Raw genomic sequence first — 11,968 nt, 5'->3', positions numbered from 1 at the left:
CGGCTTTCCCGACGCAGCTGGCGGTCACCACGCGGCGTGACCGGACAGCGTTCGGAACAGTTCCACGCAGTGGCGATCAGTCATCCCGCTGACAAAGTCCGTGCAGCTCAGCAGCCGCTGATATGCGGTCATGCCGTCGCCGGTTCGCAGGTGAGTCAGTCTGCGAACGTGCCGTCCGAACGAATCCGGAGTATCCGTCGCCGCGGCCGACAGCAGAATGTCCAGCAGGCCCTGAATCGCGCGATAACCCGCGGACTCCAGTTCCAGCACCCGTTCGCTGGAAAAGATGTGGTCGACGGAGACTCGCCGGGCTTCGTGGTAAGCCGCTTCGGCGGGACAGCGATCGATCAGCGATGCGGTGTAATCGCCGCACAGGATGGATTCGCTGTGACTGCCGAATTCGCTCGCGCACTGTTGTACGAGTTCGTTGATCGCCAAAGCGCGGCCCATCGACAGTCGTTCCGCGTCGGGCATCCTGCTGCCTCCCGTGGAACCCGACTTGATTCCTTCCAGGATTTCCAGTCCGCGGGCCAGAGGCACCAGCCCGGCGCGGCAGCCGTCTTCCAGATCAACGATGGCGTAGCAGATGTCGTCGGCCGCTTCTGACAACAGGGCCAGCGGGTGGCGAGCGTACTCGCCGGAAATCAGCTCAGTCCGGCCGATCCCCTGGAACACTTCGTGAAACAGCTCCGCATCGTCCTGGAAGTATCCGTGTTTGCGATACCGCGAGTTCCCTTCGACAACACTGCCTCGCGGATATTTGACGAGCGCTCCCAGAGTCGCTGCGGTCAGCCGCATGCCTCCGCGACGTTCGGACATCTGCAGCCGGCAGAGCACGCGAAAGCTCTGAGCGTTCCCTTCAAACCGCGTCAGGTCGGCACGTTCCGCGACGGAAAGGTCGCGGAAGATCGGATGGCTGAGGCGGCTTGTCGCCCAGTCCTGGATGGCCCGTTCTCCGAAGTGACCGAACGGAGGGTTGCCGATGTCGTGAGCCAGACACGCGGCGGCAACGATCGCCTCGAAGTCTCCCTGAGTCACCAGTGTTCCGATTTCCTTCCGAACACTGTCGTAGATCATCGTCGCCAGCGAACGTCCGACGCAGGACACTTCCAGACTGTGCGTCAGCCGCTGCCGTGTGTAGTCGGACTTTGGAAACGGGACCACCTGCGTCTTATCGCTTAACCGACGAAACGCGCTGCTGAAGATGATGCGGTCGTAATCCCTGTGAAACTCGGACCGGGAAACTTCTCCTGGATTTTCCCCTGCACGGCGCGCAGCGCCGATGCGGTGGTCAGAAAGCAATGGCTTCCACGTCGCAGAACCTGGCATACCGGACTGTTTCCCAGGCGGAGAAAGCGGGCAAATTTCACTTCGCCAGATTCACCCGCACCAGCTCCCGGTCATTGCGTGCAAACACGCTTTTCATCGCGAATGCTGGATGCGACCAGATCGTCATGCGTCGCTGCACTTCGCGAGTCGGTTCGATCAGCTTCGCTCGACTGAGTTCCCTGTAGCCGTCACCGGTCAGGTTCGCGATGATCAGGTCGCCCTGTTCGTTGTGAATCAAGAACCGATCGTTGTGACGAATCAGAAATGCGTTCCACCAGCGACCCTGGCCGGTTGCCTCGCGAGTCATCCAGAGCCGTTCACCGGTTTCGGCGTCCAGCCCTCGCAGTTCACCGTAGCTGCACACGCCGAAGATGTTTTCCGCATCGACCCACGGTGTCGGAATAATCGAATGCAGTCCGTCGGTCTGATCTTCCAGTTCGCTGTCGCTGCTGCCTTCCCATACGACGCTGGCACCATCCGCCGTTACTTCCAGCATCAGCGGTCCGTTGTAGAACGCCGTCAGAAACAGTCTGTTGCCGGACTGCCGCACCATCGGAGCCGTCAGGCCGGCTTTGATTTCCCAGGGGTGCTCCCAGAGGATTTTGCCCGTTTCCGGATCCAGAGACGACACGGCCGACGGATGCCAGATGATCAACTGCCGCCGGTTGTACAATTCATAGATCACCGGCGGACTGTAGCCGATGGCGGGGTCGTCCAGAGACCGCCAGATTTCGTCGCCGGTGTTCTTGTCGAAACACACCACCAGCGCGCCGTCCCGGCCTCCGACAAGGGTGATGAGTTTGTCGCCGTCAACCAGCGGTGACGCGGCCATGCCCCATGTCGGAAGCTCCGTGCCAAAGTCTTCCTGGAATTCCTTCTTCCAGAAGATCTTTCCGGTTGCGGCGTCAAAGCAGAACATGTGCCCGACGGCTCCGATGGTATAGACCCGGCCGTTGTCGACGACGGGAGTCGCTCGCGGACCGGCCGGATAGCTGATCGTGTACCGAGCCGGATGTTCGTGCTTCCAGATCAGATCGCCGGATTCGGCATCGAAGCACAGGATCCGTTCGTTTTGCTGATCGGCGATGCGGTCGGTCAGATAAACACGGCCTTCCGCAACCGCCGGGCCGGAGTACCCTTCGCCAATCGTTGCCGACCAGACGCGAGGAAGCAGCCCGTCGGTGGAAAACTGATCGACGATTCCGTCCTCGCGCCAGACACAGTCGCGCTGAGGCCCGCCCCACTGCGGCCAGTCGTCCGCGAATAAGCCGGTTTTGCCTGCCATGAGTGCAAACAATGCCGCCGTGATTCGAATGTGTTTGTTCCACATGGTTGTCAGTCCGTTGTCTTTCGGTTGAAGGTGGTGCCCATCCTGGCGGAACGCTGTTCGGCGTTGTTCGCGTTCGTCGAAGTGTCGTCGACACCGGTGCATGACCGGATCTTCCCAAAGAGCCGGCGTCGTGCAACATCGATTGAACAACCACCGACCGCGGTTCCGTTCGTCCGCCACGCCGCCGTGATTTGTCTGCGGTTACTCTTCCGCTTCTCCGTCAACGAGCACCAGCATGTCAATTTCTCCGGAATTACGGACATGTCCGTACACGGTTTCGTTATTCGTGTGATGTCCCAGCACCGCGCGCAGTGTTTCGCCGGCGCGAAGGCTGCGGTACAGCAGAAGCTGCAGCCGGCCGATGCGGACCCGAAAGCCAGCCGCCTGCTGAGCGGATTGAGGAACCCGATTTTCCGTTACTGTCAGACGATTCCAGTCGGCTTCGCGGATCCTTCTTTTTGGATGCCAGTCAAACACTACGGGCAGAGTGACGCCGCCCGCGCCTTCGGCAGTCAGTACGAGATCATCGTTGTCCTGAACGAACTCTCCCGGTGCGCTGAAGACGCGGTCGTCATCCAGCCATGCCGGAACCGCCCGGATGGTGACCCCGTCGCCGTGCAGCAGCAGTTCCCGAGTTACCGGGTCCGATTCGACCGTCCGATCAGGCGGCAATCGCATCCGGCTTTCGAAGCGAAATTCCATCGACGGATCCGGGCAACTGACACTTTCGCAGACGATGGCGAAGTGTTCCTGCTTTGACAGCATCACGTGCCTGACGGCCTGCATACCGTTCGTGATGTCGCAGGTGAGTTCCACAAACGCAACGTCCCTGTCCTGAAACCAGCAGGAACAGGCCCACTCCGCCGCGACTTCAGGTGCTTGTGTCCCCAAATTCATGCTGTAACTCCACGGGCCGGCGAGAAACGGGATGCCCAGCGCAGACAGCGATAGTTTCGGAACGGTCTGATCCCATGACAGCACCGCAAGGTCGTCGTCGATGTGCATGCCCGATCGAAGCACGGCCAGCGCTGCCCAGTCTGACTGATTACTGTTCGCTTTCGACGAATTCTTTCTTCCGGCTCTTCCGCGATCCTTTCGCGTGTGCCGCGACTTCGCCGAAGACGGTTTCGCCGACGCAGCCAGCAGCATCGCTGCCGGTGACGTCGTGCCGAGTTCCGAAAGTGCCGCGGCGTGCTCCAAAATGCACACAGTCACTTCCGAATCACCGGCCGCTGTCGAATCACGGGCGGTTGTGGCTTCAGCCAGTTCGGTGATGATTCCTCCGGATGCGGCCAGCAGCGAAGCATGTCGAATGGTGTCCTTCCATCGCCTGGCATCACGTTTTCCGCACCACGTGACTCCAAACGAATCCGCCCACGCAGACGCTCGGACCAGCGGGGCGAACCATTCACCGATGTGCCCGGTGATGGATGCATGCAGCATTCCGTCGGTTTCCGTCGCGTCGCTGAGCGTCCGCTGCAGTGACTCGCGACCCTGCTGCAGCCACAGTTTTGCCTGTTTCAGCGGAGACATCAGCAGGCCGAGCACAAACGGGAGTTCGCCATTCGTTACCGTGCGCGCGACGGCGTCGCTGGTTTCCGGTTCGCCGGGCAGCGCGACGTGATTCCACTGGGACGTATCGGTGGCCGCCAGCAGTCTCCACAGCGCTGCGAACGCCTCCGGGGAAAACGCTTCGGGCTGACGCAGCAGCATTTCCGCGGCCGTCAGTATCGAGTACGCAGTCGGCTCCTGCTGAACGGCCGACGCCAGCAGCTCCGCGATTTCGGCGGTGGCTTCCTGGGCGGCTTTGACCGATCGACGCGACTTTCCCGGCCGCGGCGATCGCTGCCACGCTTCGATTGTTGCCGCTAGCTCCCGGTCCGCCGATGACCGGACCATCGATTCCGCAGACCACAGCGTCACACACGAATCGCCGGCGAATCGACGATTGAACTTTCTTCGAGCCCGGGCGGTCATCTTCCGCCACGCCTTCCGGAGTTCTCGATCGGCCGAGTCTTCGGCGGCCTTCACGAACGCCGCATCACAGCCCTTGCGGAACTGCAGTTCGCACTGCACTGCCGCGTCTGAGGTTCTGTTTTCCACTGCCTGCCCCTGTCTCTGTTCGGTCACCCGGTGGACGCAGCGGCAGGATAGCGGATGCGCGCGCCGGGAAGAATCCTGCCGGTTGTCAGCTCAGAAGTCAGCTTGCGTGTCGCACGACAGCAGAGCCGTTATACTGCGGCGCCGCGGGCCGTTGTGGTCTGTGATGAACCAGCAGAAGACGCCGAGTTGGCATGTCACAGGCGGCTTTCCACAAGCGTTGCGGACGGTCAGACGATTTTCGCGGCAAACAACTTGCGGAATGCCGTGAGTTCTTTTCCTTTTGTCAGCGTTGCACTTTTAAGGATTCCCGGTTGATGAAATCACACTTCATGCTGTTGCCCGGTCTGGTACTTATTCTTGCCGGTTGCGCTGAGACGGAAACCGAATCGACCGGAACCGGGGGCACCACCGCCGTCAGTGGTGCTCCGAGTTCGGACCTTGGTGCTCCGGCGGAATCTCTGGGGACCGAACAACCGACTCCGGAACCGGGCACCGGCGCCTCGGAAGGCTCCGCGATGGCACTGACGCCGGAGAACACAAAGATTGAGTTCATCGGGACGCACGTTGTGGATGAGAAGCCTGATCCGAATGCTCGCCGCGGCCACTTCGGCGCATTTCAGGGCACGGCCAGTGTCAGTGACGGCAAGCTGCAGTCCGTGTCTGTCGACATCGAAACGGAATCTCTCGCCACCGGAAATGCGATGCTGGACAACCATCTCAAGAGTGCTGATTTCTTTGACGTTGTCGAACACCCGACGGCGTCCTTCAAGTCCGCGTCCGTTGAACCGGGTGACGGCGACACCGTCACGATCAGGGGAGAACTGACGCTGCTGGGAAACTCCGGAGAGGTTTCTATTCCCGCCACCATCTCGACAACGGATGGACTGACGCTGAACGCCGAATTCGTGATCGATCGAACGGAGTTTGGAATGGATTACGATCCTTCCAAAGTCGAGAAGGACGTTACTCTGATGATCAGCATCGGCAAGTAACCACGTGCCATTCGATCTGAAAGATCTGACGCACGGGTTCCTGCTGCCGGCCGTCGCTGCCGCTGCCGTATTTCTTCTGCTGCGAACAGCGCTGCCGTTCCATGCCGCGCGCCGATTGCCGTCTCCCCTGGCGCTGGTTACCGGGTTTCTTGTTGGCTACTGGCTGCTGGAACTCGGGCCGGTCAAACCCAAATCGGCGCGTGACTGGCTTCCGGCAATGGTTGTTCTTGCAACTGCAGGGACTTTGACGCCGTGGCGAAGTCTGAAAGTTCGCGGGGCGATAGTCCTGGTCGTCGCCGCGCTTTCCGCGTGGTTGCTGGTGCCGAATTGGGGACGTCTGGAAACGACCGAACGTGCGTTCGTCATGGCGTGGCACGTCATGCTGGTCCCGATGATTCTGTGCCTGGAACCACTGGAGGAACGGTTGACGGATTGGGCGTTCCCGGCAGCTCTGACCGGCGTTGCCGCGTGCGCTGCGATCATCCTGCTGTTATGCGGCAGTCTGCGATTCTGCCAAACGGCAGGCTGTGGCACCGGAGCACTGGCAGGAATGTCTCTGGTTTGTTTTTCAGGCCGCAGGCAGACAGTCCTGTCCGGAATTGTGCTTCCGTACACGATTCTTCTGTCCGGCATTCTGCTGATCGGGCGAATCGGATCATTCAGCGAAGTTCCCTGGTTCTGCTACGTTCTGCCACCGCTGGCCCCGCTGGCGTTGTGGATCGCGGCGGTCCGTCCCCTGTCGCAACTGACGGCAGCGAAGGCCGCGGCGCTGAGGATCGGGCTGCCACTGGCCGTGTGCGCGGCTGCTGTCGTGCCGGCCGTTATCGCGTGGATGGGGACGACCACCGAATAGCCGCCTCCGGGGCAGGGCGATGCGTTTCGGGCCGTCCGTGCGAATTCGGTCAAGACTTTGAAACGATCGGTCAGAATTCTCGGCCTGCCTGGCAGCACCGATGTTGCGGTCAATGACGCGGGGACGTCATTCCTTCGCTGGTCGTTCCCATCGACCGTCCAGAATCTTCTGGATCGTATCCTTGACTTCCGCTGCGATGCCTTCGCGATAGCCGACGTGAACGTACTCCACAACGTTTCCCGGTCCGAGAATCACCGAGTGCGGGATCCCGCTGACTCCGAACTGTTGAGCCACCACGGACCCGCGATCCAGCGCCACAACCGGCGACAGATTCTGCTTTTCCAGGAACTCGCGAATGCGATTGGATTCTTCCTGCAGGTTCACCGCCACAAAGATCACTTTCGAATCGTGGAACTCCGACGTGGCGTCGACATATTGAGGCAGAGCCATCACGCACGGTCCGCACCATGTGGCCCAGAAGTCCAGCACGATGACCTTGTCGGCATGATCGGACAACCGGAACGTCTCGCCATCGAGCGTCGGCAGTTCGAAGTCGGCGACTTCCTGCCCGATCAGCGGTGAGACCTGTGCGGCTCCGGCGTCCGGGATATCCCAGTCCGGTTCCAGCCCGCGTTTCGGCACCCACCGCGTGTACGTCACGATCTTCTGACGACTTTCCGGATGACCCACAAACAGTTCAGAAATCGCGGACGCCGGGACAGTACATTGTCCCAGTTCCGGCGAATGACCGATCAGTTTTCCGTCGACGGCAATCGCGGGAGTCATCGTCAGATTGAAACCGCCATCCAGAATCGCCTGAATTCCGCCCGGCAGAGCAGGCCGCTGATCCGCGTCCTTCCGTGGGTTGTCGGCGGGGGCATCGGTGACTTCAACGAAACCGGTTTCGTCCGGATCGCCCGCACGTTCGTTTGCCGGGCCTGCATCCGCGATCGCTGCATTTGCCGCGTCGTCGTGATCGTCGCTGCCAGCGGTGTCGGTCGATTCCGGAAGCGGTCCCAGCCAGATGATGGCGGCGACGCGGTTACGTTCGAATCGGAACTGTTCCAGGCGTGACTCAAACGTGATTTCGCTATCACTTACGGCGACCAGCCGGCCGCGAAGCAGGTCGCCGTTGGGAGCAATCAGCACATGAGTCGGCGGGTCATTGCGTCGAAATCGCGGAACGGTCAGCGTCAATTCGCGGACCTCGTCGTTGATGAACGCTCGAATCGAAGCACCGGCCCTGCTGCCGACGCGAAAATTGGAAATCTCCATTCCGCCGCCGCTGCTGCCGACGCGGCCCTGAAATCCCCGGACTCGTGCCGGGCCGCCAATTGCCTGCGCCTGAATCAGCATTCCCGATTGGCCGATTCCATCAGGATTCAGTTTCACGCTGCGAACTTCGGTCCCGTCGACGGCGATGTGCAGTTCGCCGCTGACGATTGTCAGCACGATGTTCGCTGTCTGATCCTTGACGGAAATACTGTTGCCGCCCTGGGCGACTCCCTGCATCATCATGAACGCCATTTGAGGATCTGCGTTCCTCTTGCCATCCGAAATCTGAAGCTGATCGCCGGCACATACCAGGCCGATCGAAGTGGCCGTCTCGGTATTCATTCCCAGCCGATCGGCGAACAACATCAGCGACAATGTCGAAATCTGTTCAGAATTCCATTTCAACCGAAACTGAACCGTGTCTCCGGACAGGACCGACGGATGCCCGACGCCACCCGTGGTCGCGAACTCGATCGTGTCCTTCGTGATCTTTGCCGAGCCGTTGATACGCTTCCAGCCGTCCGTATCAAAGCCGGTCTGTCCCGATCGGCCTCCGGACAGCAGTTCAACGGCCTTCACGTGTTCCGCCGCAATCTGCCTGACTTCTGAAAGCGGAGTGGAAATCGTGACGCTGTCTTCGGATGACGATTCCAGCCGGCACGGCAGTACGTCATCGTTTACCAGATAGATCACATCCGGGAATGACTGCTGGTCGAACGTTATTTCCGTCGCCGCCGCGCCTCGCAGAAAGCGGGCGTCGCCGCCTCCTGCCAGAGCCGAAGCGTTGATCCCGCCCAGCGGTTTCCAGCGGATCGGAGATTCCTGACCATCCTGAACAATCAGGTTTCCTTTCAGCGCACCGCCGTCAAAGAAAAGCTGGTCCGGTTCGTCGGACGGCATTTCGGTTGCCGGCAGACTAATTCGCCGGACGCCGTTCATCGCGGAGGTGATCGGTGTGTCCGAATAGTCGGTCGACACGGAAATCATGTTTCCGCGAATTTCGCTGATCTTGCCGGAGACAATCGAACCATCTTCCCACACGACACGTGCAGCAGATTGGCCAGGGACAATCTCCGGGTCGTCGTTGACAATGATGGTCGACAATTCGCTGATTGCCAGTTCCGTGACGTCGTCACCGGCGGCAAACTTCAGGCGACTGCCATCGTCCGAAACGCCGCTCAGCCGGCCGTATTGAATCGTGCCGTCCGGAAGGTGAACGCGGCTTTCACCGGCCTTCAGTTCCTGGGGAGGATTGCCGTCCCACTGGCTGACGCGCAAATGCGTCAGCGTCAGATTGCCGTCGCCGTTGCGGAACAGCAGCCCGGTCTCGGGGGATCGTTCCGGGCTGCCCTGCATCTGAGCCAGTTTCTGCCCGTTGTCCCGGTACACCGACAGGGTTCCCGCGCGGCGATCCAGAAACAGATGCAGATGAACCTTTCGCTGCTCGTCCGTCAGTGTGTCGATTTCGTTGAATTCCAGTCCGCTGAGAACAACCAGCACGTTGGCCCACGTTTCCAGCCGCAGCGAATTCGTCTCATCCGTGTTAAACGCCATCATGAACGAAGGCTGCCCGGTTGACTGCAGCACGACTTCAATCTCGCACGTTTCCGGCAGCTTCAGCGCCCGGAAGATCGCGGCTTCGGATTTCGATGTGGCCAGGTGGCCGCCCAGTTCCTCACGCCAGTTTTCGGGCGAATCTGTTGAGCCGGGCCGAGTCCAGCCGTCCAGCCCCTGCGGTCCCAGATAGAACAGTCCGGGTGTATTGATTCTTCGCAAATTGCGAATCTGATCGCGGTGCAGACGAAACTGTCCGTGTCGCCGGCTCTCGAAACCAAAGGCCGTGTCACTGACCGCCGTCAGCGTCCCGCTCAGCACGTCACCGTTGCGCAGGACAATGCGGAACAGATCGTCAATCGGCTGCGACTCGTCGTCCGGGAACCGAATGGCCGCCAGGACCGGCAGACGGATGTTCAACGGATCGGCAAACAGCGGAGTCTGCCATGTCAGCGATTTGGAATCCGCTGACAACAACTGACCTTCAAGGCTGTCGCCGCTGGCCCAGAAAAGGATGGGCTTGTCGACAGCGGACGCCGGAACTGTGAGAAACCACAGCAGCAACAGTAGTGCGGGAACATGTCTGTGCATGGAAATTCTGCCAATTCGTCTTGTATCTCGTGACCGTGAGCAGGCAGGCAACACGACCTGCCGCTCACAACGTACGTGTCACTGCCTGTTGCGTCGCGGAATCCGGCTTCACGCTGTGCGAGCGAATGAAGTCGCTTCCTTTATTCCTTGCCGGTTTCTGATCTGCCGACCGCGCTGAGGCGAACGCGAGCGTACCTGCTCGCGAATCTTTCGGTCTTGTCTATCGTTCGTAGATCGGCAGAAATCGATAATTCAGGGCCAGAGCCAGCAGTGACATGGAAGTCCCGTAAGCCTGCCCGTGCTGGCTGGTGAAGCTGCCGTCGTCCGACTGCAGGTCCTTTAGCTGACGAATCGTGCGCTGGTTCCATTTTTGCCACGATTCGAAATCCCCCTGAAACAGCGCCTGAGCCATGTAGTAGCGGAAATAGAACGGGTAGCTGGGTTCGTCGTGCTCAATATTCAGCATCACCTGATTCAATACGCCCTTGTATTCCTTCAGATCCTTGCGATGACCGATGGCGTACACAAGCGTTGCGATCGCCTGCAGGTTTTTTGATCCGCCCAGCCCTCCGACTCCTCCGGAATAGCCGACGCCGCCCCGATCCGATGTCATCTTGCGAAAATAGTCCAGGCCCTTGTCCATGGCCTCGTCCGGAATTCTGATGCCGGCATTGCGAGCCGCCAGCAGTCCCATCATGACGGCTCCGGAAACAGAAGTATCCGCATCGCGCGATGTTGGCGAATAGCGCCAGCCACCCCATTGGTTTTGCTTCTGTGCCGTGATCGAACACCGGACCGCAAGCTCCAGAGCTTCACCAATGCTGCGCTGGTTTTCGGCATCCGGCTCACCCTGCCACAGCAGCTCATCGTCAACGGCACCGTACGCTTCAGACAATCCCAGCATCCCGAAACCGTGGTGGTACATGCTGGCCGGCAGATATCCGGTACTGCTGTCCTGGCCGCGAATGATGTTCCGCAGGGCTTTGCGAATGTAGGTGCTGTATTTGCCGTAGTTGGGATCCTCGCCGCTGGCAAGAAACACCATGACGCACATGCCGGTGATGCCGCTGTTCCCGGATCCTCCTCCGCCGCGACCATACTCGGCACCGTCCCAGCCACCGTTTTCCAGTTGATTGTCGATCAGCCACTGCAGTCCGCGTTCATAAATCAACTCGACATCACGCGGAACGTCGTCTCCGAACCGAAGTTCCGGATCCTGCGCCACAGTGGCGGCGGGAAGCAGTGCGGCGATTGAGACCAACAGCGTCAGACTTCTCATCAACATACCCCCGGTTGGCACTTGCCTCGACGGCAAGACATGCGAGCCGCCGTGCTGGTGTCAACGTCTGCTTTCAACTGCGTTGAAAAATGCGTCCAGGCCGTCGCGGAATTCGGCGGGCAGGGCGTCCTGAGTCTTGCCGGTCATCTGGCGGACTCCGCGTTCTTCGATCGTGGCGTTCCTGTTCGACCCCGGTCCCAGTAGTGCCAGAGCCGCTTCGTCCGTCGTGCCGCCGCCCCCGCCGCCGGGAGTCGCTCCGCCGCCGCCACCGCCGCCGTTGGGATTGCTGCGCTTGGCCTGCAGCAGCAGTTCGATGGCTTCTGTTTCGGCGGCAATGGCTTCCGGTCCGGTGTCCGGTCGTTTCAGAATGCCCGTCGCGTCATTCATCGCCGCGGCGGCCTGCGTGATGATGTTGATTTCCTTGACGAATTTCTGATCGCCGTCGGGAATCGCCCGGATGTCCCTGATGACGTTTTGCGTTCGGGAGTGCAGGTCGTCCTGAGTCTTCGACTGTCCGTTGGCCCGATCGTGAAACTGATCCGGTTCGATCGCCGCGCGAGCCTGTTCCAGGGAACGGGTTTCGTCGCGAAGATCCATTTCGCCTTCCAGAATTCGCATCACTTCCAGAATGATTGATGGCGGCAAACTGTCGCCTTTTCCGC

The 11,968-nt window shown here is 60.2% G+C and carries 8 protein-coding genes; 2 read left to right on the top strand and 6 right to left on the bottom strand.

All coding sequences use genetic code 11. The features are described 5' to 3' along the window. Positions 1–24: 24 nt before the first annotated feature. The 3 genes from dgt to R3C19_09390 form a co-directional block, all read right to left on the bottom strand. Positions 25–1,329 (bottom strand): dNTP triphosphohydrolase, encoded by a 1,305-nt coding sequence (dgt, locus tag R3C19_09400; GenBank protein MEZ6060564.1) that lies wholly within the window; start codon positions 1,327–1,329, stop codon positions 25–27. 37 nt (positions 1,330–1,366) lie between these two features. After that, positions 1,367–2,659: a PQQ-binding-like beta-propeller repeat protein gene (locus R3C19_09395; protein ID MEZ6060563.1), complete on the bottom strand. Its 1,293-nt coding sequence runs from the start codon at positions 2,657–2,659 to the stop codon at positions 1,367–1,369. Positions 2,660–2,860: 201 nt separating this feature from the next. Next, complete coding sequence (locus tag R3C19_09390) at positions 2,861–4,762, bottom strand: hypothetical protein (protein ID MEZ6060562.1); 1,902 nt, start codon at positions 4,760–4,762, stop codon at positions 2,861–2,863. A gap of 314 nt (positions 4,763–5,076) precedes the next feature. Here R3C19_09390 and R3C19_09385 point away from each other — a divergent pair, with 314 nt between their 5' ends. Then, the gene (locus tag R3C19_09385) at positions 5,077–5,754 is read left to right on the top strand and encodes a YceI family protein (protein ID MEZ6060561.1); all 678 of its coding nucleotides are present in this window, start codon (positions 5,077–5,079) and stop codon (positions 5,752–5,754) included. A gap of 4 nt (positions 5,755–5,758) precedes the next feature. Next, positions 5,759–6,607 carry a hypothetical protein gene (locus R3C19_09380; protein ID MEZ6060560.1) on the top strand — a complete coding sequence of 283 codons (849 nt, stop codon included), beginning with the start codon at positions 5,759–5,761 and terminating at the stop codon, positions 6,605–6,607. Positions 6,608–6,733: 126 nt separating this feature from the next. Here the strand turns inward: R3C19_09380 and R3C19_09375 are convergent, their stop codons facing one another. The 3 genes from R3C19_09375 to R3C19_09365 all read right to left on the bottom strand — a co-directional run bounded on the left by R3C19_09375 (position 6,734) and on the right by R3C19_09365 (position 11,951). Further along, entirely contained in the window at positions 6,734–10,027 is a 3,294-nt protein-coding gene (locus R3C19_09375) for a TlpA disulfide reductase family protein (GenBank protein MEZ6060559.1), read from the bottom strand. A gap of 220 nt (positions 10,028–10,247) precedes the next feature. Next, positions 10,248–11,306, bottom strand: a complete 1,059-nt coding sequence (locus R3C19_09370; protein MEZ6060558.1) for a squalene--hopene cyclase — start codon at positions 11,304–11,306, stop codon at positions 10,248–10,250. Between the two features lie 60 nt (positions 11,307–11,366). After that, the gene (locus R3C19_09365; GenBank protein MEZ6060557.1) at positions 11,367–11,951 is read right to left on the bottom strand and encodes a hypothetical protein; all 585 of its coding nucleotides are present in this window, start codon (positions 11,949–11,951) and stop codon (positions 11,367–11,369) included. Positions 11,952–11,968: the final 17 nt, after the last annotated feature.

This window comes from Planctomycetaceae bacterium, from assembly GCA_041398785.1.
Classification (GTDB): Bacteria; Planctomycetota; Planctomycetia; order Planctomycetales; family Planctomycetaceae; genus JAWKUA01.
The sequence above is the reverse complement of the archived record's forward strand: the minus strand, read 5'-3'. Positions and strand labels throughout refer to the sequence as shown.